The sequence below is a fragment of the Cupriavidus sp. Agwp_2 genome (assembly GCF_040784895.1).
In the GTDB taxonomy this organism is placed as follows: Bacteria; Pseudomonadota; Gammaproteobacteria; order Burkholderiales; family Burkholderiaceae; genus Cupriavidus.
In genome coordinates this window covers 1,151,161-1,175,511 of record NZ_CP088083.1, presented here as the reverse complement: position 1 = coordinate 1,175,511, position 24,351 = coordinate 1,151,161, and the positions used below count along the sequence as shown (strand labels likewise).

20 protein-coding genes are annotated in these 24,351 nt (G+C 67.6%); 4 read left to right on the top strand and 16 right to left on the bottom strand.

All coding sequences use genetic code 11. The annotated features are described in order from the left end of the window. Nucleotides 1-62: 62 nt before the first annotated feature. The 11 genes from eno to edd all read right to left on the bottom strand — a co-directional run bounded on the left by eno (nucleotide 63) and on the right by edd (nucleotide 12,555). The gene (gene eno, locus LPA45_RS05470; RefSeq protein WP_116317643.1) at nucleotides 63-1,352 is read right to left on the bottom strand and encodes a phosphopyruvate hydratase; all 1,290 of its coding nucleotides are present in this window, start codon (nucleotides 1,350-1,352) and stop codon (nucleotides 63-65) included. A gap of 88 nt (nucleotides 1,353-1,440) precedes the next feature. Beyond that, entirely contained in the window at nucleotides 1,441-1,734 is a 294-nt protein-coding gene (locus LPA45_RS05465; protein WP_010808997.1) for a DUF1330 domain-containing protein, read from the bottom strand. A 92-nt stretch (nucleotides 1,735-1,826) separates the two neighbouring features. Beyond that, the gene (gene kdsA / locus LPA45_RS05460) at nucleotides 1,827-2,696 is read right to left on the bottom strand and encodes a 3-deoxy-8-phosphooctulonate synthase (protein ID WP_116317641.1); all 870 of its coding nucleotides are present in this window, start codon (nucleotides 2,694-2,696) and stop codon (nucleotides 1,827-1,829) included. A 27-nt stretch (nucleotides 2,697-2,723) separates the two neighbouring features. Beyond that, nucleotides 2,724-4,376, bottom strand: coding sequence for a CTP synthase (locus tag LPA45_RS05455; RefSeq protein ID WP_116317640.1), 1,653 nt, complete (start codon nucleotides 4,374-4,376; stop codon nucleotides 2,724-2,726). A 162-nt stretch (nucleotides 4,377-4,538) separates the two neighbouring features. Then, nucleotides 4,539-5,345: an alpha/beta fold hydrolase gene (locus LPA45_RS05450; RefSeq protein WP_317924631.1), complete on the bottom strand. Its 807-nt coding sequence runs from the start codon at nucleotides 5,343-5,345 to the stop codon at nucleotides 4,539-4,541. A gap of 14 nt (nucleotides 5,346-5,359) precedes the next feature. Beyond that, a complete protein-coding gene (locus LPA45_RS05445) occupies nucleotides 5,360-6,181 on the bottom strand; it encodes a peptidase (RefSeq protein WP_116317868.1) in 822 nt (273 codons plus the stop codon). A gap of 130 nt (nucleotides 6,182-6,311) precedes the next feature. Next, nucleotides 6,312-7,157, bottom strand: a complete 846-nt coding sequence (locus LPA45_RS05440; RefSeq protein ID WP_116317638.1) for a transglutaminase family protein — start codon at nucleotides 7,155-7,157, stop codon at nucleotides 6,312-6,314. A gap of 56 nt (nucleotides 7,158-7,213) precedes the next feature. Beyond that, the gene (locus LPA45_RS05435; RefSeq protein WP_317924633.1) at nucleotides 7,214-8,167 is read right to left on the bottom strand and encodes an alpha-E domain-containing protein; all 954 of its coding nucleotides are present in this window, start codon (nucleotides 8,165-8,167) and stop codon (nucleotides 7,214-7,216) included. Nucleotides 8,168-8,234: 67 nt separating this feature from the next. After that, complete coding sequence (locus LPA45_RS05430; RefSeq protein ID WP_116317636.1) at nucleotides 8,235-9,710, bottom strand: circularly permuted type 2 ATP-grasp protein; 1,476 nt, start codon at nucleotides 9,708-9,710, stop codon at nucleotides 8,235-8,237. Between the two features lie 313 nt (nucleotides 9,711-10,023). Then, entirely contained in the window at nucleotides 10,024-10,509 is a 486-nt protein-coding gene (locus LPA45_RS05425) for a gluconokinase (RefSeq protein WP_116317634.1), read from the bottom strand. Nucleotides 10,510-10,659: 150 nt separating this feature from the next. Continuing rightward, nucleotides 10,660-12,555 (bottom strand): phosphogluconate dehydratase, encoded by a 1,896-nt coding sequence (edd, locus tag LPA45_RS05420; RefSeq protein ID WP_317924634.1) that lies wholly within the window; start codon nucleotides 12,553-12,555, stop codon nucleotides 10,660-10,662. Between the two features lie 258 nt (nucleotides 12,556-12,813). On the opposite strand from edd, the gene LPA45_RS05415 reads away from it, so the two are divergent. Then, nucleotides 12,814-13,764 (top strand): MurR/RpiR family transcriptional regulator, encoded by a 951-nt coding sequence (locus LPA45_RS05415; RefSeq protein ID WP_116317632.1) that lies wholly within the window; start codon nucleotides 12,814-12,816, stop codon nucleotides 13,762-13,764. Here LPA45_RS05415 and LPA45_RS05410 read toward each other — a convergent pair. From LPA45_RS05410 to LPA45_RS05395, 4 genes are all read right to left on the bottom strand, one after another. Next, the gene (locus LPA45_RS05410) at nucleotides 13,761-16,193 is read right to left on the bottom strand and encodes a DNA internalization-related competence protein ComEC/Rec2 (RefSeq protein ID WP_317924635.1); all 2,433 of its coding nucleotides are present in this window, start codon (nucleotides 16,191-16,193) and stop codon (nucleotides 13,761-13,763) included. The genes LPA45_RS05415 and LPA45_RS05410 overlap by 4 nt on opposite strands. Nucleotides 16,194-16,264: 71 nt before the next feature. Next, a complete protein-coding gene (locus LPA45_RS05405) occupies nucleotides 16,265-17,116 on the bottom strand; it encodes a TatD family hydrolase (protein WP_317924636.1) in 852 nt (283 codons plus the stop codon). 15 nt (nucleotides 17,117-17,131) lie between these two features. Next, the gene (gene lolD, locus LPA45_RS05400; protein WP_116317629.1) at nucleotides 17,132-17,872 is read right to left on the bottom strand and encodes a lipoprotein-releasing ABC transporter ATP-binding protein LolD; all 741 of its coding nucleotides are present in this window, start codon (nucleotides 17,870-17,872) and stop codon (nucleotides 17,132-17,134) included. Next, on the bottom strand, nucleotides 17,865-19,115 hold the full coding sequence (locus tag LPA45_RS05395) for a lipoprotein-releasing ABC transporter permease subunit (protein ID WP_116317628.1): 1,251 nt from the start codon (nucleotides 19,113-19,115) through the stop codon (nucleotides 17,865-17,867). Before LPA45_RS05395 ends, lolD begins: the two co-directional genes overlap by 8 nt. A gap of 169 nt (nucleotides 19,116-19,284) precedes the next feature. Here LPA45_RS05395 and LPA45_RS05390 point away from each other — a divergent pair, with 169 nt between their 5' ends. Then, a complete protein-coding gene (locus tag LPA45_RS05390; protein WP_116317627.1) occupies nucleotides 19,285-20,394 on the top strand; it encodes a hypothetical protein in 1,110 nt (369 codons plus the stop codon). 74 nt (nucleotides 20,395-20,468) lie between these two features. Then, complete coding sequence (gene recJ, locus LPA45_RS05385) at nucleotides 20,469-22,175, top strand: single-stranded-DNA-specific exonuclease RecJ (RefSeq protein ID WP_317924637.1); 1,707 nt, start codon at nucleotides 20,469-20,471, stop codon at nucleotides 22,173-22,175. Nucleotides 22,176-22,199: 24 nt separating this feature from the next. Here the strand turns inward: recJ and LPA45_RS05380 are convergent, their stop codons facing one another. Next, nucleotides 22,200-22,913 (bottom strand): peptidoglycan DD-metalloendopeptidase family protein, encoded by a 714-nt coding sequence (locus tag LPA45_RS05380; RefSeq protein WP_116317867.1) that lies wholly within the window; start codon nucleotides 22,911-22,913, stop codon nucleotides 22,200-22,202. A 235-nt stretch (nucleotides 22,914-23,148) separates the two neighbouring features. Here LPA45_RS05380 and prfB point away from each other — a divergent pair, with 235 nt between their 5' ends. Then, nucleotides 23,149-24,222, top strand: coding sequence for a peptide chain release factor 2 (gene prfB / locus LPA45_RS05375; protein WP_158577632.1), 1,074 nt, complete (start codon nucleotides 23,149-23,151; stop codon nucleotides 24,220-24,222). The last annotated feature ends 129 nt before the right edge of the window (nucleotides 24,223-24,351 follow it).

The following is a 24,351-nucleotide window of genomic DNA, read 5'->3' as shown; positions in this document are numbered from 1 at the left end:
TCCGTGCCACCGCCGCTCTCAGTACTACGGCGTCATTCCCGCGCAAGCGGGAACGACGGGCTTCAGCGCAGGTTGTAGAACGCGCCCTTGCCCGGGTAGCTGGCGATATCGCCCAGGTCTTCCTCGATGCGCAGCAGCTGGTTGTACTTGGCCATGCGGTCCGAGCGCGACAGCGAGCCGGTCTTGATCTGGCCGGCGTTGGTGCCCACGGCGATGTCGGCGATGGTGCTGTCCTCGGTCTCGCCCGAGCGGTGCGAGATCACGGCGGTGTAGCCGGCGCGCTTGGCCATCTCGATGGCTGCGAACGTTTCGGTCAGGGTGCCGATCTGGTTGATCTTGATCAGGATCGAGTTGCCGATGCCCTTCTCGATGCCTTCCTTCAGGATCTTGGTGTTGGTGACGAACAGGTCGTCGCCCACCAGCTGCACGCGCTTGCCCAGCTTGTCGGTCAGCGTCTTCCAGCCGTCCCAGTCGCCTTCGGCCATGCCGTCCTCGATCGACACGATCGGGAACTTGTCGCACAGGTTGGCCAGGTAGTCGGCGAACTGGGTCGAGGTCAGCTTCAGGCCTTCGCCTTCCAGCTGGTACACGCCTTCGCCTTCGTGGTAGAACTCGCTGGCGGCGCAGTCCAGCGCCAGCAGCACGTCCTCACCGGCGCGGTAGCCGGCCTTCTCGATGGCCTGCACCACGGTGTTCAGGCATTCCTCGTTGGACGAGAAATTCGGGGCAAAACCGCCTTCGTCGCCCACCGCGGTGGACATGCCCTTGTCGGCCAGGATCTTCTTCAGCGCGTGGAAGATCTCGGCGCCGCAACGCAGGGCTTCACGGAAGCTGGTCTGCGACACCGGCATGATCATGAATTCCTGGATGTCCAGGCTGTTGTTGGCGTGCGCGCCGCCGTTGACGATGTTCATCATCGGCACCGGCAGTTGCATCGCGCCCGAACCGCCGAAATAGCGGTACAGCGGCAGGCCGGCTTCTTCCGCGGCGGCCTTGGCGACAGCCATCGACACGGCCAGCATGGCGTTGGCGCCCAGGCGGCCCTTGTTCTCGGTGCCGTCGAGGTCGATCAGGGTACGGTCCAGGAAGGCCTGCTCGGAGGCGTCCAGGCCCATGATGGCTTCGGAGATTTCGGTGTTGATGTGCTCGACGGCCTTCAGCACGCCCTTGCCCAGGTAACGCGACTTGTCGCCATCACGCAGTTCGATGGCTTCGCGCGAACCGGTCGACGCGCCCGACGGCACCGCGGCGCGGCCCATCACGCCGGATTCCAGCAGCACGTCGCATTCGACGGTGGGGTTGCCGCGCGAGTCGAGAACCTCGCGACCGATGATATCTACGATTGCACTCATGAATTCCTCTCTGACTGTTGATTCTTGCTGCTGCTGATTACTTCAACCTGTGCCCGTGTCAGGCGCATGTCAAACTGCCCGACAACCCTCAGGCAGCGCCTTCCACCACGATCATGTTCATCTTTGCTGCATGCTCGCGCGCCTTGCGGGCGGCGCGATAGGCTTCGCCGTCGTGGAACGACCTGGCGGCTTCATAGCTGGGGAATTTCAGCACCACGACGCGGGTCGGCGCCCACTCGCCCTCCAGCGGCTCGGTCTTGCCGCCGCGTACCAGCACCTCGGCGCCATGGATCTGCATGGCCTTGCTCGAGAGCACTTTGTATTCTTCGTACTGCTGGGGGTCGGTCACGTCGACGTAGGCGATGATATAGCCCGCGGCCATGGAGAATCTCCCGATTTTTTGTATTGTCTTTCGATATGGTTTGTCATCACCGGCGCCCGGAAATGGCGCGGTGGTGACAAAACCGGGCCTGCTCAGGCGCAGGCCGGCCAGCCGAAGTTGTCTTCCAGGAAACCGGCGCGCTTGACCAGCGTGTCCAGGTCCTTGAGCACGGCCAGCAATTCCTTCATGCGCGACAGCGGCACCGCGTTGGGGCCATCGGACATGGCCTTGCTCGGGTCCGGGTGCGTTTCCATGAACAGGCCCGCCACGCCGGTGGCGACGGCCGCGCGCGACAGCACCGGCACGAACTCGCGCTGGCCGCCGGAGCTGGTGCCCTGGCCGCCCGGCAGCTGCACCGAGTGGGTAGCGTCGAACACCACCGGGGCACCCGTCTCGCGCATGATCGCAAGCGAGCGCATGTCGGACACCAGGTTGTTGTAGCCGAACGAGACACCGCGCTCGCAGGCCATGAAGACGTCGTCAGGCAGGCCTGCGTCGCGCGCGGCGTCGCGGGCCTTGTCAATCACGTTCTTCATGTCGCCGGGCGCCAGGAACTGGCCCTTCTTGATGTTCACCGGCTTGCCGCTCTGGGCGCAGGCGCGGATGAAATCGGTCTGGCGGCACAGGAAGGCCGGGGTCTGCAGCACGTCCACCACGGCCGCGACGGGCTTGATCTCGTCGATCTCGTGGATGTCGGTAAGCACCGGCACGCCGATCTCGCGCTTGACGGTCGCCAGGATTTCCAGGCCCTTCTCCAGCCCCAGGCCGCGGAACGACTTGCCGGAAGAACGATTGGCCTTGTCGAACGACGACTTGTAGATGAACGGGATTCCCAGTTCAGCGGTGATGGCCTTGAGCTCGCCGGCGGTATCCAGCGCCATCTGCTCGGACTCGATCACACAAGGACCAGCGATCAGGAAGAACGGCTTGTCGAGGCCGACCTCGAATCCACAGAGTTTCATGACAGACTCCTCTCTTGCCGCCTGGCCTCAGGCGCCCTTGCGCTGCTGGCTGGCCAGCGCGGCTTCGACGTACGCCTTGAACAGCGGATGGCCGTCGCGCGGCGTCGAGGTGAATTCCGGGTGGAACTGCACGCCGACGAACCACGGGTGCATCGACACCGGCAGTTCCATCATTTCCGGCAGGTTCTCGGTCGGGGTGCGGGCCGAGATCACCATGCCGGCGTTTTCCAGCGTCGGCACGTAGTGGTTGTTGACCTCGTAACGGTGGCGGTGGCGCTCGTTGACCTCTGCGCCGTAGATGGCGTTGGCCTTGGTGCCTTCCTTGACCGGCACGCGTTGCGCGCCCAGGCGCATGGTGCCGCCCAGGTCGGAATCTGCCGAGCGCTGCTCGACCTTGCCTTCGCGGTCGACCCACTCGGTGATCAGCGCGACCACCGGGTGTTCGGTTTCGAGGTTGAACTCGGTCGAGTTGGCGTCAGCCATGTTGGCGACGTGACGGGCGAACTCGATCACGGCCAGCTGCATGCCCAGGCAGATGCCCAGGTAAGGCACCTTGTTCTCGCGGGCGTACTGGATCGCGCGGATCTTGCCTTCCGTGCCGCGCTTGCCGAAGCCGCCCGGCACCAGGATAGCGTCCAGCGGGGCCAGCACTTCGAGGTGGCCCGATTCCAGTTCCTCGGAATCGATGTACTCGATGTTGACGCGCGTGGCGGTGTGCATGCCGGCGTGGCGCAGCGCCTCGATCAGCGACTTGTACGACTCGGTCAGGTCGACATACTTGCCGACCATGCCGATGGTGATTTCGTGCTCGGGATTTTCCTGGGCGTTGACCAGCTTCTGCCACATCGACAGGTCGGCCGGCCGCGGATCCAGGCGCAGTTCCTCGCAGATCAGGCGGTCGAGGCCCTGCTCGTTGAGCATCTGCGGGATCTTGTAGATGCTGTCCGCATCCCACACCGAGATCACGGCGTCTTGGGGGATATTGGCGAACAGCGAAATCTTGGCGCGCTCGTCGTCCGGGATCGGGCGGTCGGCGCGGCACAGCAGCGCGGTCGGCGAAATGCCGATTTCACGCAGCTTCTGCACCGAGTGCTGGGTCGGCTTGGTCTTCAGCTCGCCGGCGCTGGCAATGAACGGCACCAGCGTCAGGTGCACGAAGGCAGCGTGGTTGCGGCCCATGCGCAGGCTCATCTGGCGCGCGGCTTCCAGGAACGGCAGCGATTCGATGTCACCCACGGTACCGCCGATTTCCACCAGCGCCACGTCGGCCTTGCCGTCGTGCGAGGCGGCAGCGCCCTTCTCGATGAAGGCCTGGATCTCGTTGGTGATATGCGGGATCACCTGCACGGTCTTGCCGAGGTATTCGCCGCGGCGCTCCTTGCGGATCACCGATTCGTAGATCTGGCCGGTGGTGAAGTTGTTCGACTTGCGCATCTTGGCCGAGACGAAACGCTCGTAGTGGCCGAGATCGAGGTCGGTTTCCGCACCGTCTTCCGTGACAAACACCTCGCCATGCTGGAAGGGGCTCATCGTGCCGGGATCGACGTTGATGTAGGGATCTAGCTTGAGGAGGGTGACTTTGAGGCCGCGCGACTCAAGAATGGCCGCGAGCGAGGCAGCAGCGATGCCCTTGCCGAGAGAAGAGACGACGCCACCGGTGACGAAGACGAATTTGGTCATAAACCGAGCTTGCCGGGGAAATCGGGATTATACATGAGAGCCCGTTCTGCGCCGACCCGGAAATTGTGACAACCCGACCCGCCAGCGCCGGTTCGCGCGTGGCCTGCCGGGGCGTTCCGACGTCCCCGGGCTAGCGCTGCGGCGCATGCGCCGCATACCCGTTCAGCGCCCGTCGCGGCGCATCGCGCCGATCAGGTCGCGCACCAGTTGCGCCGTCTCCTGGGGCCGCTCCATCGGGTACAAATGGCCGCCCTCGATAAAACGCAGGTTTTCGCCCACCAGCTTGCGGGTGGCCGCGAGGCCGCACTGCCGCACCTCGCGTGATCGCGTACCGGCGACGAAGCCGACCGGCACTGGCGCGCCCCGCCTGAGCTTGCGTCCCAGGCTGGTCGGCAGCGTGCGGTAGATCCAGTATTCGACCTCGCGGTCGAAGCGCAAGCGCCGCTCGTCGGCCTTGCCGGTGGGCTCGGTGCCATGCAGCGCATAGTCGCGCAGCACCTCTTGATCCCACACGGCGAAGTTCGGCTTGCTGCGGAAATGCTGCCATACGGCCTCGGCGTCGGGCCAGTGCGTGCGCCGGTTCCTGGTCACCGCCGCCGGACCGGGCTTTTCATCCATGCCGAGCACCTGCGCCGTCTTCAGCAGCGAGGCCCGCCAGCCAGCAATGATCGGCGAATCCAGCATCACCACGCCACGCACCCATTCGGGCCGGCGCAGCGCCGCCATCATCGACAGGAAACCGCCCAGCGAATGGCCCACCAGCCAGACCGGCTCGCGGTACTGGCGCCCCACTTCCTCGAGCAACTCTTCCACCAGATGCGGCCAGCCGCGCGTGACCGGGAACTGCGGCCGGTGGCCGTAGCGGTCAACGGCGCGGAATTCGAACTCGCCGTCCAGTTCGCCAAACAGCTTGCGGTACGTGGTGACCGGGAAGCCGTTGGCATGGGAAAAATGAATGATCTCGCGCATCGCCGCCCCGCCCCTCATTCCTGGGTACGGGAGGGATTGCGCCTGGCGCGCACGGGCTGCCCCCAGCAGTCGCCCTCCGCGCCACGCGCCAGCGGGAAGTCGGGCTGCTGGGTCACATCCCACTCCGGGTTGTGGATCTCGCCGAACACCTGGCGCAGCCGGTGGCCCCAGGTATCGCGAATCATGCGGAAATAGGCGTTGCGCTCGTCGATGTTGACGAAGCGCGTCACGCGCAGCGAATCGGCCTCGTAGACCAGCAGGTCCAGAGGCAATCCCACTGAAATATTCGACTTCAGCGTCGAATCCATCGAGATCAGCGCGCATTTTGCGCCCTCGGCCAGGGGCAGCGAAGGATGCACGACGCGGTCGATGATCGGCTTGCCGTACTTGGCCTCGCCGATCTGGAAATAACAGTTTTCCGGCGTGGCTTCGACGAAGTTGCCAGCGGCATAGATATTGAACAGCCGCTGCCGCTCGCCCCGGACCTGGCCGCCGAAGATCAGGCTGACATTGAATTCGATGCCGGCATCGCGCAGCGCGTGCGCGTCGCGCTTATGTACCTGGCGCACCGCGTCGCCCACGATGGAGGCGGCTTCAAACATGTCACGCGCATTCCACAGGGAGCGCTTGTCGTCATGGTTTTCGGCCAGGATCTGGCGCACAGACTGGCTGATGGCGAGGTTGCCGGCGGTCATCAGCACCATCACGCGGTCGCCGGGTTCTTCGAACACCGTCATCTTGCGCGCCGTCGAGATGGCGTCCACCCCGGCGTTGGTGCGGGAATCGGACAGGAATACCAGGCCGGCATCCAGCCGCATGGCTACACAGTACGTCATGGTCTTGTTCTGGTGTTCTTGTTGGACGGCCGGGAGTGGCCGGCCGGAGGCCTGCATTAACGGATTCTAGCGCCGCTGCCGCCTATCGGTGCCGGTTCTGGAATGCGGCACCTAATTGAGGCGGCCGGAGCTAGACCGGGTCGGCAAGCGGCGTGATTACGACATTGACTTCGAGCGTCTCCCCGGCACCGCCCTCCAGGATGCCCCGGACCGGTGCGGCGGACTGGTAGTCGCGCCCCACGGCGAGGCGGACATGGCGCTCGTCGGTGAGGCAGCCGTGGGTGATGTCGATACTGCACCAGATCTCGCGTTGCGGATCCAGGCAAACGTCGGCCCACGCATGGCTGGCCAGGTCAGTGGCGGCGGGATCGTAGAAGTAGCCGCTCACATAGCGTGCCGGGACGCCGAGCGCGCGGCACGCCGCCACCATCACCTGCGCCTGGTCCTGGCACACGCCACTACCCAGGCCGAAAGCCTCGGCGGCGGAAGTCCCGACATCGGTGGTATTGGGCTTGTAACGCACGCGTTCGCCGATGGCCTGGGCCAGTGCCAGCAACGCGGGAATTTCATGGCCCGAAGCCAGGAACGGCGCGGCGAAGGCCTGCATCTCGCGCGGCGCCGTGGTCAGCGGCGTGCTGCCGAGGAAGTACAGCGGCGACACGCGCGATTCCCCGGCCGGCGGCACATCGCAGAAGGCATGGTGGCCGTCGCGGTCGAGGTCGCCATGCGGCGGCAGAACCTCCACCTCGCCGCTGGCTTCGATGGCGATAGTGTCCGACGGGCCGGAGACGGTGAAGTTGTGCACGATGTTGCCGAAGCCGTCGCGCGCCGCGGACGGGTTGCCGGGCGTGCTCAGCTGCCAGTTGTGCACCGTCTGCAGCGGACCCGAGCGCGGCTCGAGCCGCAGCTCGTGCACGCTGCGGCGCACCGGCTCGGCATAGCGGTAGACAGTATGGTGGTTGATCTTGTATTTCACGGTATCAGGGCACGGTGTGGCGCCGGCAGCACATGGTCGCCGCCGGCGTGCCCATGTCAGACCGCCTGCAGCGGCACCAGGAAGTCCCGGCTGATGCCATTGCCGAGATCGCCGATGCGCTCCAGGAAGCTGGTCAGGTACGCGTGCAGGCCGACGGCAAAGATGTCGTCGATGCGCGCGTACTTCAGGTCGGCGTGGAGTTTACCAGCCTGCCGCTCGGTCTCTGCCGACTGCTGGTTGCGCACCATGGCCAGGATCGTCACCACCTCGTCCATGCTCGACACCAGCGAGCGCGGCATGTCAGGGCGCAGCACCAGCAGTTCGGCCACGCGCTGCGGCGTGACCACCGCGCGGTAGACCTTGCGGTAGACCTCGAACCCGGACACCGAGCGAAGCACCGCGGCCCAGTGGTAGAAGTCGTTCTGCTCGCGGTTGGGATCGCTGTCATCCCTGCCGGAGGCCTGGAACTTGACGTCGAGGATCCGCGCGGTATTGTCGGCGCGCTCCAGGAAGGTGCCGAGCCGCATGAAGTGAAAGGCATCGTCCTTGAGCATGGTGCCGAACTGGACGCCGCGCGCCAGGTGCGAACGGAACTTGACCCACTCGAAGAAGCGCGACGGGTCTTCCCTGAGCACGCCGTCGGCGATCATGCGCTGCACGTCGAGCCAGGTGGTGTTCACGGTCTCCCAGACTTCGGTGGTCAGTGAGCCGCGCACCGCGCGCGCGTTTTCGCGCGCCGCGCGCAGGCAACTCATGATCGATGACACATTGGTCATGTCGCGGACCATGAAATCGATCACGTCGTCGCGCGACAGCAGGCCGTACTTGTGGTCGAAGGCGTGCGTCAGCTCCGAGATATCCAGCATGGCCCACCAGCCCTGCTCTGCCACCTCGGCCGATTGCGGCAGCAGCGAGGTCTGGTAGTTGACGTCGAGCATGCGCGCGGTGTTTTCCGCGCGTTCGGTGTAGCGGGCCATCCAGAACAGGTGGTCGGCGGTACGGCTCAGCATGTGGGCTCTCCTGGCAAGGCAGCGGCAGTCTTGATCGCGGTGTTGATCGCGTGAGGGGCTGTCGTCGTCATCGTTCGAGCACCCAGGTGTCCTTGGTGCCGCCCCCTTGCGAGGAATTGACCACCAGCGAGCCCTCGCGCAGCGCCACGCGCGTCAGCCCGCCGGGCACCATGCGCACTTCCTTGCCCGACAGCACGAATGGGCGCAGGTCGATATGGCGCGGGGCGATGCCCGACTCCACATAGGTCGGGCAGGTCGACAGCGCCAGCGTCGGCTGCGCGATGTACTGCTCGGGCCTGGCCTTGACCACCTCGCGGAAGGCATCGATCTCGGCGCGCGTCGCGGCTGGCCCCACCAGCATGCCGTAGCCGCCGGCGCCGTGGGTTTCCTTGACCACCAGCTCGCCCATATGATCGAGCACGTACTGCAGGTCATCCGGACGCCGGCACATGTACGTGGGTACGTTATTGAGGATGACCTCCTCGCCGAGGTAAAAGCGGATCATGTCGGGCACGTACGGATAGATCGACTTGTCGTCCGCCACGCCGGTGCCGATCGCATTGCAGATGGTCACGTTGCCGGCACGGTAGACCGACAGCAACCCGGCCGCGCCGAGCGCGGAATCGTGCCGGAACACCAGCGGGTCGAGGAAGTCGTCGTCGACGCGCCGGTAGATCACGTCGATGCGCTGCGGCCCCTGCGTGGTGCGCATGAACAGGTGGTCGTCCTCGACGAACAGGTCGCTGCCTTCGACCAGCTCGACGCCCATCTGCTGCGCCAGGAACGCGTGCTCGAAGTACGCCGAGTTGTACATGCCCGGGGTCAGCACCACCACGGTGGGATCGGCGATCGCCTGCGGTGACACGCCGCGCAGCATGTCGAGCAGCAGGTCCGGATAGTGCGCCACCGGCGCGACGCGGTTGCGCGCGAACAGGTCCGGGAACAGCCGCATCATCATCTTGCGGTTTTCCAGCATGTACGACACGCCGGAAGGCACGCGCAGGTTGTCTTCCAGCACGTAGAACTCGCCCTCGCCGGCACGCACCACGTCGATGCCGGCGACATGCGCGTAGATGTCGTGCGGCACGTTGACGCCGAGCATCTCGGGCCGGTACTGGGCGTTGTTGTAGATCTGGTCGGGCGGGATCACGCCCGCGCGGATGATGTCCTGGCCGTGGTAGATGTCGTGGATGAACCGGTTCAGCGCTGCGACGCGCTGGCGCAGGCCTTTTTCCAGCAGCGCCCATTCGCTGGCCGGGAAGATGCGGGGGATCACGTCGAACGGGATGGTTCGCTCGGTGCCGCTGTTGGCCTCGTCCTTGTCGCCATAGACGGCAAAGGTAATGCCCACGCGCCGGAAGATCAGGTCTGCCTCGGCACGCTTGTTGTCCATGGTGCTGCCAGACTGCCGCGCCAGCCAGTCAGAGAAATGCCGGTAGTGCGGGCGTACCGCCCCGTCGGGCAATGATTGCCCTGCCTGGATGACCGTGGGCGCCCCGTCGGCGCGCCAGTCCAGCATCTCGTCGAAAAACCGCCCCGCCATGATGGCCGCTCCTCCATGTAGTGGGCGTTCGGATGCTGCCACTGCCCCGCATCCGGCCGCCCTGGTTTGACCTGGCTGTCCTGCCACAAGCCCGCCGCGCGGTGCCCGGGATGGTCTCCAATGGCATTGGCGCGACGATGCTGTCGAGTCACTGGCCCTTTCAGCATACCTGTACCGGCGAAAGCCGCAAGCTGGTGGACCGCAGCCGGCACGGAAAGTGAACTAGCAAGATGTCTGCCAGCGCACGCAAAAACGGCCGCCAGCGGAGCTGGCGGCCGTCAGGGGATAGAACGGACGAGCGCGGGCGGAAGGTTCAGCGGGCGCCAGACTGCAGGATGGTGTCCACCAGCACTTCGGGCGGCTGGCGGATATCGAGTTCCACCGCGTCGCGGGGCACCTCCAACGTATCGAACTGGCTCTGCAGCAGCTCGGGATTGAAGAAATGGTCGGTGCGGGCGGACAGGCGCCCGGCGATCAGTGCGGCATCGCCCTTCATGTGGACGAAGGTCACGCCGCCGTCGGGCGGCGTCAGCCGGTCGCGGTACGCCTGGCGCAGGGCCGAGCAGGTGAACACGTGGGTCCGGCCTTCGGCGCGCGCCGCGTCGATGGCGGCGCGCATCGCCGCCAGCCAGGGCCAGCGGTCTTCGTCAGTCAGCGGAATGCCCGCATGCATCTTGGCCTTGTTGGCCTCGCTGTGGAATTCGTCCGCGTCATGGAAGCCGCAGCCCAGGCGCTGCGCCAGCAGCTGGCCGACCGTGGTCTTGCCGCTGCCGGAAACGCCCATCAGGATATAGATCATGTCTGCTCCGTCGGTCTTGGTATCGTCTTGCTATCTTGCTGTCTTGCTGTCTTGCTGACTTGCTTTCGGATGGGGTCGCGGCCGTGGTCATTGCCTGCGGGCCGCTCCCGTCGTCCCCGCGCCGGCGGCCAACGACGGGAATGCGTGAGACTATTGTGCGACGGTTTGCACCGCGACGGCAGTGGCGGATGCGGCTGGGGCGGCGCCAGCATCCGCTTCGGACAGGTCGAGTGCGCTGCCCCCCTCTTCCGCGATGCGCGCGTGGCGCCGGAACGAGCCGAACAGCCCTCGTCCGAGGCTGAACCGGGCGAAATCGTCGGCCGGTGCCGCCGCCGGCTCGCGCGCCGCGAACTCGCCCTCGTCGCCCAGCCATTGCAGCACGCCGGCCACCGCGTCGACGCGGATGCGGTCGCCGTCGCGCACGCGGGCCAGCGCGCCGCCGGCCAGTGCTTCAGGGCCGACGTGGATCACCGCCGGCACCTTGCCCGACGCGCCCGACATGCGGCCGTCGGTCACCAGCGCCACCTTGTGGCCGGCGTCCTGCAGCGCGCCCAGCACCGGTGTCAGGCGGTGCAGCTCGGGCATGCCATTGGCGTTCGGCCCCTGGAAGCGGACCACGGCGATGAGGTCGCCGTTCAGTTCGCCGGCCTCGAACGCCGCCTGCAGCGCCTCCTGCGCATCGAAGACGCGCACCGGCGCCTCGACCACGCGGTGCTCGGGCGCCACGGCCGAGACCTTGATCACACCGCGGCCCAGGTTGCCCTGCATCAGCCGCAGCCCGCCTTCGGGCGAGAACGGCGCCGCCGCGCTGGCAACGACCTGGGCGTCGCCGCTTGCCGTCGCGCCATCACGCCATTGCAGCACGCCATCGCTCATCACCGGCTCCTGCGTGTATCGCGCCAGGCCCGGGCCCGCGACGGTCTGCACGTCCTCATGCAGCAGCCCCGCCTGCAGCAGCTCGCGGATGATCAGCCCGGCGCCGCCGGCGGCATGGAAGTGGTTCACGTCGGCGGAGCCGTTCGGGTACACCCGCGCCAGCAGCGGCGTGACGCGCGACAGGTGGTCGAAGTCGTCCCAGTCGATGATGATGCCCGCGGCGCGCGCCATCGCCACCAGGTGAATGGTGTGGTTGGTCGAGCCGCCCGTCGCCAGCAGGCCGACCATGGCGTTGGCCACCGCGCGCTCGTCGACGATGCGCGCCAGCGGCAGGTATTCGCTGCCGCGCGCGCTCAGCGCGACCGCGCGCTGGGCCGCCGCGGCCGTCAGCGCGTCGCGCAGGCCGCTGTCCGGGTGGACGAAGGCCGCGCCGGGCAGGTGCAGGCCCATGATTTCCATCAGGAACTGGTTGCTGTTGGCGGTGCCGTAGAAGGTGCAGGTGCCGGCGCCGTGATAGGCCTGGCATTCGGCCTCGAGCAGCGCATCGCGGCCGACCTGCCCGGTGGCATAGAGCTGGCGCACGCGCGCCTTTTCCTTGTTGGACAGCCCGGTCGCCATCGGCCCCGCGGGCACGAACACCACCGGCAGGTGGCCGAACTGCAGCGCGCCCATCAGCAGGCCGGGGACGATCTTGTCGCACACGCCCAGCATCAGCGCCGCGTCGAAGGTGTTGTGCGACAGCGCGATAGCCGTGCCCATGGCAATCGCATCGCGCGAGAACAGCGACAGCTCCATGCCGGCATTGCCCTGCGTGATGCCATCGCACATCGCCGGCACGCCGCCCGCCACCTGCGCCACGGCCCCTACTGCGCGCGCGGCTTCCCGGATCACGCCGGGATAGCGCTCATAGGGCTGGTGGGCCGACAGCATGTCGTTGTACGCGGTGACGATGCCTAGATTGGGCGCATGGTCGACGCGCAGCTTCAACTTGTCGTTGGCTGGCAGCGCCGCAAAGCCGTGCGCCAGGTTGGCGCATGACATGCCGCGCAGCGGCCCCAACTCGGCTTGCGCACGCTCGCAGCGCGCCAGGTAGGCGGCACGGCTGGCGCGGCTGCGGCCAACGATGCGTTCGGTGACGGCCAACAGCTCGGCATGGACGGCAATGGGCATGGCGGAGACGTTCCTTGTTGTCGGGGCGGCAGCACCAAAATGGCGCGTCGCATGTAGATTTTCTACATTATACCGATAGCAATGTCGCCGTCGACTGGGTCATGCATCACAATATCACCGGAATTCGCCGAATTCACCGGATTACGGGCAAACCCTGACAGCCTGCCATGCACGATTTCGGGCATGATGCCGCGCCAACGGATGTAGAATCTCTACATTCCGAAGTATCCGAACAACCCGACCCACCCGCCAGCCGCCATGCGCGACCGAATCCTTGCCGTCTACGACACGCTCCGCCCTTCCGAACGCCGCCTGGCGGATTACGTCGCCGAGCACGGCGCCGCCGTGATCCGCCTGTCGATGCCCGAGCTGGCCGAGCGCGCAGGCGTGTCGCAGCCCACCATCGCACGCTTCTGCGCCGCGCTGGGCTACGACGGCTTTCGCGAGTTCAAGCTGCAGTTCGCGCAGAACGTCGGCGGCGGCATGCCTTTCGTGCACCAGGACGTGGAGGCCCACGACCGCCCCGCCGACATCGCCGGCAAGGTGTTCGACCGCACCATCGCCACGCTGATGAGCGTGCGCAACGCGCTGTCGGCCGACCAGATCGAGCATGGCATCCACCTGCTGGCCCGCGCACGCCGCATCGAGTTCTACGGCTGCGGCAATTCGGGCATCGTCGCGCTCGACATCCAGCACAAATTCTTCCGCCTCGGCATTCCGACCGTCGCCTACTCCGACCCGCATGTATTCAGCATGTCCGCCGCACTGCTCGGTGCCGGCGACGTGGCGGTGCTGGTGTCCAACAGCGGCCGCACCTGGGACATGCTGACCGCCGCCACGCTGGCACGCAGCAGCGGCGCCAGCGTGCTGGCGATCACCCACAGCGGCTCGCCGCTGGCGAAGCTGGCCGACGTCTGCGTGTTTTCCGACGTCGAGGAAGACAGCGAGGTCTATACGCCGATGACCTCCCGCATCAGCCACCTGGTGCTTGGCGATGTGCTGGCCGCAGGCGTGGCGCTGGAGCGCGCGGAAACGGTCGCCGCCGGCCTGCAGCGCGCCAAGGCCCACCTGCGCGAGCGCCGCATCGCAGGCGCCGAGCCGGCACGCACGCTGCCCCCTGCCCGAGGCCGCGCCACGCCCCAGCCGGATTCCGGGGACGCGCAGCCAAGCCCGGTGGCTACCCGCGCGCGCCGCCGCAAGCCCCGCTAGCGCGGCGCCTCCGCCCGGGCGCGCCAGTAGCGCGGCTCGGCCTGCCGGAAGACCGACAGCGTGTAGCCCGCCGGCGCGGTGGACAAGGTCACCGCGCCGGTTTCGTCTGCACGGTAGCGCGCGATGCCGGCGCGCCCGTAGCGCTCCCACACATCGGCACGCGGATGGCGGTACCGGTTGGCATAGCCCAGCTGGAATACCGCCGCCTGGGGCCGCACTGCGTCCAGCCAGGCGGCGCCGGACGACGTGCCGCTGCCGTGGTGCGCCACCACCATGACGTCGGCAAGCAGCGCCTCCGGCGGCAACCTATCGATCAGCGCGCGTTCCTCGGCCACGCCAATATCGCCTGTCAGCAGCAGGCGATGGCGCGCGGACGCCACGTGCAGCACGCAGCTGCGGGCATTGCTGGCGATCGCCGCCTGTTGCGATTGCGATGGCAGCGGATGCAGCACCGTGAAATGCACGCCGTCCCATTCCCATTGCTGCCCGGCCGCGCACGGCGCCCAGCCGGATGGCGCCGGCCCGAGCAAGGCATGATCCGGTGGCGCGCCGGTACTGCGCGCCGCTACGGGCACCGCCGCTTCCACATCCGCCACCCCGCCGGCATGGTCGGCGTCTTCATGGCTGACCATCAGATGGTCGATCCGGCCAAGACCCAGGCCACGCAGTAGCGGCACCACTACCTGCGCGCCGGCGCTGGCGCCCGATGCGTAGCCAGGCCCCGCGTCGTAAAGCAGCGCATGCGCGCGCGTCTGCACCAGCACCGCGGTTCCCTGTCCCACATCGAGCATCACCGCGCGGAACTCGCCGTGCGCCACCGGCGGCCCGCGCGCCAATACCAGCGGCAACACCAGCAGGCCGCCGTGCAGGGGCACCACGGCGCTGGCCGGCGGCGCCAGCAACAGCGCAATCCCGAGCCCGGCCAGCAGCAAAGGCAATGGGCCCGAGCCCGGCGCTTCCCACATGGCCCAAGGCAGGCCGGAAAACCAGCCCAGCAGGGCCGCCAGCCACACCATCGCCTGGTGCGCGACGGTCAGCAACGGCGCGGCCAGCATCGCCGGCGCGGCGGCGGCCGCCAGCGACAGCGGCGTCACCAGCAGGCTGACCACCGGGATGGCGACCGCATTGGCCAGTGGCGACACCACCGACACCTGCTGGAACATCAGCAGCGTCAGCGGCACCAGTCCGGCTGTCACCGCCCATTGCGTGCGCGCAGCGGCGGCAAGCGTAGCACGCGAGCGTTGCCAGCGGCTTTCCGGCGCATGGCCGCGTTCGGACCGGGCAGCATAGAAGATCACCGCCACCGCGCCGAACGACAGCCAGAAGCCCGGCGACATCACGGCCCATGGATCCAGCAGCAACGCCACCAGCGCAGCGAAGGCCAGCACCACCGAGGCCGGCGGCGTCCGCGCGCCCCAAACCGCCACCGCAGCCACGCACAGCATCGCCACGGTGCGCAATGCCGGGATCTGCATGCCAGCCAGCAGCCCATACACCAGCGCGCTGGCCACCGCCGCCGCCAGCGCCGCGTGCCTGGCCGGGAGCCATAGCGGCAATGGCCGGCGCAGCCTGCGCCCCAGGCCGAATGAATGCCGCCATAACATGCCCGCGAGCGACCCCGCCATGCCGGCAATCATGGTGATGTGCAAACCTGAAATACTGACCAGGTGGCTGATGCCGGTACGCCGGAACAACTGCCAGTCTTCCGTATCGATGCCGCGCTGGTCGCCGATCACCAGCGCGATCAGCACGGGGCCATAGCGCGCATCGGCCGGCATCGCCGCGCGCAGGTGATCGCGCACCGCCGCGCGCCATGCCTCGATGCGCCATCCAAGCCGCTCCCGCGTGACCTCCTGCGGTGGCCCCTGTGCGCGCCGTACATAGCCCGTCGCGCCATAGCCCTGCGCCAGCAGCCAGTAGGCATAGTCGAAGCCGAATGGATTGGCCAGCCCACGCGGGCGCCGCAAGCGTATGGTCAGGGCGTAGCGCTGGCCGGGATACAGGCCAGGCGGCGCGTCGCGCCAGTGAAGAAGCAGCCGGCCGGGTAACACCAACCCTGGTTCGTCCGACCCATCCGGCACGGCCTGCTCGACGGCGAAGGCAAAGCGGACGCCGCCCGCTGATTCCGACGGCAACCCGGAAACCACACCCTGCACGTCGAGGTCGCGCGATTCAAGCGAAGCAGGCAACCACTCCCGCAAGCGGATATCGGCGCGCCATGCCGCCCAGCAGAACGCGGCGCCGAAGGCCAGGAGCGCCAGCATCGGGCCCCGCCGCGCGGCACGCAGGCGCGTGCCGCACAGCAGCATGGCGATGCCCGCCAGCGCCAGTCCGGCAGCGGCCATGCGCACGGCGTCCTGCCGCGGCAGCGTTGCCTGCTGCTGCAGCACCCAGCATCCCGCGACGAACGCCACCACGAACCCGCGCACGGCATCTCCCCGGCTGATTGCACACAGCCAGAGTTGTAACCGCTCGACGCAGCGGAAAGCTTGTCAGCCTGTCAGGAAGTCGTGGAAGTTGTGTGTCCGGCCGGCGCCATGGATTCGGCAAAGGCCGCCAGCCGCGGCAGCGCGTCGACGGCATTGCACCAGGTCGCCTGCGCCAGGACGGCGGCATCAAGGCCGCGCAGATCGCCCAGCACACGCGCCACGCCGGCGACTTCCGCAGGCGTGTTGCGCACCTTGTGCTGCTCGCCGAACTGGTCGTCCGAAAGCCAAGCGGGCGCGATATCGGGCGCATCGGTTTCCAGCACCAGCGCATCCAGCGGCATCTCGGCCGCCAGCCGGCGGATCTGGCGCGCGCGGCTAAAGGTCACGTTGCCACCGAAGCCGAGCTTGAAGCCCTGCTCGACAAAGCGCCGCGCCTGCTCATGGCTGCCGTTGAACGCATGCGCGATACCGCGCCTGACGCCATGCTTGCGCAGTTGCGCGCCGACCTGGTCCTGCGACTTGCGCACATGCAGCAGCACCGGCAGGTCAAATTCGCGCGCGATCTTCAGCTGCTCGGCATAGAGCCAGGTCTGATGATCGTTATCGAGACCGGCGACAAAGAAATCGAGCCCGATCTCGCCGATGCCGACAAAGCGCGGATCGCCCATGCTGGCCGCGACCTCGCGCCTGAGCGCGTCGATATCGGGCTGCCCGGCGCCGGGCGAGCACAGCGGATGGATGCCGAGCGCATAGACACAGCGCGCGTCCTCGTGCGCCAGCTTGCGCACCGCCTCGAAATTCCCCACCGCCACCGCCGGCACCACGATGCCACGCACGCCGGCGGCCTCGGCGGCGTCGGCAATCTGGCGCCGGTCAGCGTCGAACTCGCGGGCATCGAGATGGCAGTGAGTGTCGATCCACATGGTGCAACGCCGGGCTCAGCGTTCCTGGTGCAGGTGGCCGTCGCGCAGGCGCAGCACGCGGTCGCAGCGGCCGGCCAGGTCGAGGTCATGGGTGACGATGACGAAGCTGGTACCGAGCGTGCGCGACAGCTCCAGCATCAGATCGTAGACGCCGCCTGCGGTGTGGTCGTCGAGGTTGCCGGTCGGTTCGTCGGCCAGCACGCAGGCGGGCTGCCCCACCAGCGCGCGCGCGATCGCCACGCGCTGGCGTTCGCCGCCGGACAGTTCGCCGGGACGGTGCTTGGCGCGGCCGCCCAGCCCCACGCGTTCCAGCATCGCCTGCGCCGTGCCGCGCGCATCGTGCTGCGTCAGGCCGCGGATGCGCATCGGCATCGCCACGTTGTCGAGCGCGGTGAACTCCGGCAGCAGGTGGTGGAACTGGTAGACAAAGCCCAGCGAGCGGTTGCGCACCACGTTGCGCTCGCGCTCGCGCAGCGCCGTGAATGGCTTGCCGAGCAGCGCGACGCGGCCCGAGTCGGGATTGTCGAGCCCGCCCAGCACATGCAGCAGCGTGCTCTTGCCGGAGCCGGACGCGCCGACGATGGCGACCTTCTCGCCGGCGTTGACGCGCACGTCCACGCCGCGCAGCACATCGACATCGAGTTCGCCCTGGCGGAAACGCTTGGTCAGGCCCTCGGCGACCAGCACCGGCGATCCGGCGCGCGGCTGGCCCGCCGTGTTGGCGGCGGTATCCGCTTGCAGCACTGCTTCACTCATAGCGCAGCGCCTCCGCGGGGTTGACGCGGGCGGCACGCCAGCTGGGATAGAGCGTGGCCAGCGTGGCCAGCACGAAGGAGATGATGCCGATGGTGACGATGTCGTTCACGCGGGGATCCGAGGGCAATTCACTGATGAAATAAATGTCGCGCGGCAGGAACTGCACGTGCAGCACCCGTTCGATGAAAGGCACGATCACGTCGATATTGGTCGCGATCAGCGTGCCGCCGCCCACGCCAAGGAGCGTGCCGATAAAGCCGATGGCCACGCCCTGCACGATAAAGATCTTCATGATCGAGCGGGGCTGCGCGCCCATGGTGCGCAGGATGGCGATATCGGCCTGCTTGTCGGTCACGGTCATCACCAGCGTCGACACCAGGTTGAACGCGGCCACCGCGATGATCAGCGTCAGGATGATGAACATCATGCGCTTTTCGGTCTGCACGGCGGCGAACCAGTTGCGGTTCTGCTTGGACCAGTCACGCAGGTAGAGCTCGCCCGACATGGTGCCGGCGAGCTGCTGCGCCACCTGCGGCGCGCGCTGCATGTCGTGCAGCTTCAGCCGCACGCCAGTGGGGCCGCTCAGGCGGAACAGCGTCTCGGCATCATGCATGTTGACCAGCGCCAGCGCGCTGTCGAATTCGAAATGGCCCGACGAAAAGATGCCGGTCACGGTGAACTGCTTGAGCCGCGGCAGCACGCCGGCCGGCGTGATGGTGCCCTGCGGCGCGACCAGCGTGACCTTGTCGCCGACCTGCACGCCCATGGCATTGGCCAGCTCGTTGCCCAGCGCAATGCCAAACTCGCCCGGCACCAGCGCGTTCATGCTGCCGGACTTGAACTGGCTGCCAATGTCCGAGACCTTGGGCTCCTGCGACGGCTCGACGCCGCGCAGCAGCACGCCGCGCACGGCATCCTCGCGGGTCAGCATGGCCTGCGCCGCCACATAGGGCGCGGCGCCGGCCACTTCCTTGTTCTGCATGGCCTCGGCCGCGGTGTGCTGCCAGTCGGGCAGCGACGACGGGCCGATGACCTCGATATGCGACAGCACCGACAGCATGCGGTCGCGCACCTCTTTCTGGAAGCCGTTCATCACCGACAGCACCACGATCAGCGCGGCCACGCCCAGGGCGATCCCAAGCATCGAGATCATCGAGATGAACGAAATGAAGGTGTTGCGGCTGGCGCGCTTGCTTGCGCGGGTGTATCGCCAGCCGATCTGCCACTCGTAGGGGAAGTTCAAGAGGATTCCTGTTGTTTCGGGATATCGCCGGCGCCCCTCCGAGGGGCGCCGACGGCACTCGTGCGAGCCGTCGCGGGCGCGGTCCACGCTGCACCGGACTCGGCCGGGACTGGCCCCGTACTGGCTCGGTACTCACATCGGCCAGCCGGAAGTTTACAATCTCGCCACCATGATGACGCACCTGACCCTGATTGTGCCCTTTTCCGTCCCGCCGGGCGCCGGCGACGACGGCCGCGACGACGTCATTCCCGGCGCGCTGCTGCGGCAGTTGGAGCTGCCCGCGCTCGGAAAGTTGCTGACGCGGGCCACGCCCGGCCCGCGCGAGCGCCACGACGACCCGTTTCTGCGCAGCCTGCCGCAGGAACGCTGGCTGGCCGGCAAGACGGGACTGGATACCAGCCGGGTGCCGTCGGCGCCTTATATGCAGCTGGCCGACAGCGGCGCAGCCGTCCCTGCTGCGCAGGACGGCCAGACCTGGGCCTGCCTGCAGCCGGTGCACATCCACGCGGCGCGCGACCACCTGGTGCTGATGCCGCCAACGCACCTCGGCATCCGGCCGGAAGAGGCCGACGCCCTGCGCGCCGCCATCGCTCCGCTGCTGCAGGAGTCCGGCATCGCGGTCGAAACGCCCAGCCCGTCGCGCTGGTACCTGCCCGAGTCCGTGTTCGGGCCGCTGGAAGCCACCACCCCGCTGCGCGCGGCGGGGCGCAACATCGATATCTGGATGCAGGCCGGCGAGCGTGCGCGCGACTGGCGCCGGGTACAGAACGAGATCCAGATGACCTGGTTCGACCACCCGGTCAACCAGGCCCGCGAGGCGCGCGGCGAGTTGCCGGTGAACTCGGTCTGGCTGTACGGCGGCGGCGCGCTGCAGACGGTGCCACGCCTGGCCGACACGGTACTGAGCGACGACCCGTTCCTGGCCGGGCTGGCGCTGGCCGCCGGCAGCCGCGTGCTGCCAGTGCCAGCGGGACTGGCCGGGGTGGCCGAGGCCGAGGGATCGGTGCTGGCGATGCTGGAACGGGCCACCGAAGCCCATATCACGGAGGACTGGGGCCTGTGGATCGAGCGCATGCATGCGCTCGATGCCGACTGGTTCGCGCCGGCGCTGGAGGCGCTGGCGGCCGGCGGCATCGGCGCCGTGACGCTGGTGCTGGGGGGCGAGAACCACTTTGCCGAGTTCACCGTGACCCGCGCCGACCTGCGCAAGTTCTGGCGCGGCATGGGCCAGCGCGGCAACTGGCGCGCCCTGCTGTCCGACCTCGCCTTTGCCGCCTGAATATCGCCGAACGTCACCCAAGACCGCCTAACGTCGCCCGACTGCCGCCCTACCGCAAGAACAAGACCCCCGCCATGACCCGGATTGCCATCCGCACCTATTCGTCCGAACACGTCACCACGCTGGCCGCCGCCGGCTTGCATCCGACCCTGGCCCGCATCCTGGCCGCGCGCGGCGTGGCGCGCACCGCCGAGCTGGCGACCGACCTGCCTGAGCTGGTGCCACCGGGCGCCATGAAAGGCATCGGCCATGCCGCCGCCTACCTCGCCGACGCCATCGCCGCCGGCAAACGACTGCTGATCGTCGCCGACTATGACTGCGACGGCGCCACCGCTTGCGCGGTTGGGGTGCGCGGGCTGCGCATGCTGGGCGCGCGGGTCGAGTACATCGTTCCCAACCGCTTCGAGTATGGCTACGGCCTGACGCCTGAAATCGTGGCGCTGGCGGCGAAGCAACAGCCCGACGTGATCGTCACGGTCGATAACGGCATCGCCAGCGTCGACGGCGTGGCCGCGGCCAATGCGCTGGGAATCGACGTGGTGGTGACCGACCACCACCTGCCGGGCGCGGAACTGCCGGAGGCGGCGGTGATCGTCAACCCGAACCAGCCCGGTTGCGAATTCCCCAGCAAGAACCTGGCGGGCGTGGGCGTGATGTTCTATGTGCTGCTGGCGCTGCGCGCCGAGCTGCGCCAGCGCGGCGTCTACACCCAGGCGACCCAGCCGCCGCTGCAGACGCTGCTCGACCTGGTGGCGCTGGGCACTGTCGCCGACGTGGTCAAGCTCGACACCAACAACCGCATCCTGGTGGCGCAGGGCCTGCGCCGGATGCGCGCGGGACGCATGCATCCGGGCGTCGCGGCGCTGTTCCGCGCCGCGGGACGCGAGGCGTCGCGCGCCAACACCTTCGACCTCGGCTTCGGGCTGGGCCCGCGCCTGAACGCCGCCGGCCGGCTGGCGGACATGTCGCTGGGCATTGAATGCCTGCTGACCGACGATGCCAACCGCGCCTGGGAAATCGCCCAGGAACTCGACAGCATGAACCGCGAGCGGCGCGATATCGAGGCCGGCATGCAGCAGGAGGCGCTGCAGATCCTGGAACAGCCCATGGCCGGCCTTGCCGGCCCCGATCCGTCGGCGCGCTTTACCGTCAGCGTGTTCAACGACACCTGGCACCAGGGCGTGATCGGCATCGTCGCATCGCGGCTCAAGGACAAGTACCACCGCCCCACCATCACCTTCGCGCCTGGCGACGAAGCCACCATCAAGGGCTCCGGCCGCTCGATCCCGGGCTTCCACCTGCGCGACGCGCTCGACCTGGTGTCCAAGCGCTGCCCGGGCATGATGGTCAAGTTCGGCGGCCACGCCATGGCGGCCGGCCTGACCGTGCGCGCCGAGCGCTTCGCCGAGTTCCAGGAGGCGTTCGAAGCGGTCGGCAAGGAATGGCTGACCGACGACCAGCTCGCGCGCGTGATCGAGACCGACGGCGATATCGAGGACCAGTGTTTCAGCCCGGAGTTCGTCACGCTGCTGGAGCAGCAGGTCTGGGGCCAGGGCTTCCCCGCCCCGACCTTTTGCGGCGAGTTCGACGTGCTGCGCCAGACCGTGCTCAAGGGCAAGCACCTGAAGCTGCAGCTGGGGCGCGGCAGCCAGCGCTTTGACGCGATCTGGTTCAACCACGCCGATTCGCTCGGCGCCAGCGCGCAGATTGCCTACCGGCTGGACAACAACACCTTCAACGGCGTCACCCGCGTGCAGCTGGTGATCGAGCACGCGCAATAGCGTGCCCGGGGATTGCCCCCGGCCCTAGCCGCGCGCCGGCAGGTACGCCATCGGATCGACCGGCTTGCCGTTGCCCCGCACCTCGAAATGCAGCTCGCTGGCGCTCGCGCCCATGCGGCCAACGTCCTGTCCGGCCGCGACCGTCGCGCCCTCGCTGACCAGCGGCTGGTCGAGGTTGCCGTAGACGGTCAGCCAGTCGTCGTTGTGCTTGACGATCACCAGCATGCCGTAGCCACGCAGGTTGCCCACATGGATGGCCCGGCCGGCGGCGGCCGCACGCACCGTGCCGTTGGCAGGCACGGCGATGGTCAGGCCCTTGCTGGCGGGCGGCGAGTAATTTGCGGTGACGCGGCCGTCGGCCGGCCATTGCAGGCGGATGCTGCTGGCGGGCGGCTTCGACGCGCCGCTGTCGACACGCGGGGTCTCGGTGACGGCCTGGCCGGTGCCGGTGCCGGCCGCGGCACTGCCGCCGGCAGGCCGCACGCGGATCAGCTGGCCCACCTCGATCTGGCTGGGGCTGGTGATCTCGCTGTTCCAGCGGGTCAGGTCGCGCACGGTGCGACCGTGCTTGCGGGCGATCGAATAGAGCGTATCGCCCCGTTCCACGCGGTAATAGCCATCCGGCACGGGGCCGCCGGTGGTGCCGCAGCCGGCCGCGACCGCGGCGGCCGTGGCCGCCAGCAGCAGGCCCAGCGCGCGGCGCCGGCCTGGTTCGATGTCATGTCTGGTTTTCGTCATGCGTCCCTGTTTGTCTTCATGCCGGGAGGCGGTTTGCGAATGCGTATTATCGCCGCGTGCGCTGCCCGGCACCGCCGGATAGACCATCGCACGCCCTTTCCGTTCGCGGCGCACCATGCCGGGGGCGGCCGGAATCCCCGAATCCGCGACCGATTCCGGGCATCAATCCGCTATAATTCAAGGTTTTCGAAGCGCAGGAACATCATGGAAGCAGAACGCCTCAACGCCATCTCCGGTGCCATCTCCGATCTCCGTTCCCGGACGGAAGATCTACGGGGGTATCTTTGACTACGATGTCAAAGTAGGAAGGCTGGACGAAGTCAACGGCTTGCTGGAAGACCCGGACGTCTGGAATAACCCCAAGCGTGCCCAGGATCTCGGCAAGGAAAAGAAGGCTCTCGAGGGCGTGGTAAGCGTCCTGGGCAAGCTCACGGACGACCTTGGCGGCGCCGACGAGCTGTTTGAACTCGCCAGGGAAGAAGGCGACGACGAGACGCTCGAATCGATCGAAACCGACGTCAAGGGCTTCGAGGAGATCGTGGCGGGCATGGAATTCCGCCGCATGTTCTCCGGCGAGATGGACCAGGCCAACGCCTTTATCGACATCCAGGCCGGCGCCGGCGGCACCGAAGCGTGCGACTGGGCCTCGATGCTGCTGCGCCAGTACCTGAAGTACTGCGAGCGCAAGGGCTTCAAGGCCGAGGTGCTGGAAGAGTCCGAAGGCGACGTGGCCGGCATCAAGAGCGCGACCATCAAGATCGAGGGCGAATACGCCTTTGGCTACCTGCGCACGGAAACGGGCGTGCACCGCCTGGTGCGCAAGTCGCCGTTCGATTCGTCGGGCGGGCGCCATACCTCGTTCTCGTCGGTGTTCGTCTACCCCGAGGTGGATGAATCGTTCGAGGTGGAAGTCAACCCGGCGGACCTGCGCGTGGATACCTACCGCGCCTCGGGCGCCGGCGGCCAGCACATCAACAAGACCGACTCGGCCGTGCGGATCACGCACATCCCGACCGGCATCGTGGTGCAGTGCCAGAACGACCGCTCACAGCACCGCAACCGTGCCGAGGCCATGTCGATGCTGAAGTCGCGCCTGTACGAGCACGAGATGCGCAAGCGCCAGGCCGAGGCCGACAAGCTGGAAGCCGGCAAGACCGACGTGGGCTGGGGCCACCAGATTCGCTCCTACGTGCTGGACCAGAGCCGCATCAAGGATCTGCGCACCAACGTGGAAATGTCCAACACCCAGAAGGTGCTGGACGGCGACCTGGACCCGTTCATCGAGGCCAGCCTCAAGCAGGGACTGTAAGGCCGTACCGGGCTGCCCGCCCCGCGCCCTGCGGCGCGGCGGCGGCACCCGCGGCGGCACGGCAACATCGCCGCATTCGCTGCGTCACAGCTGCACCTCACTGCTGTACCGCCGCACTTGCGGCCTTTC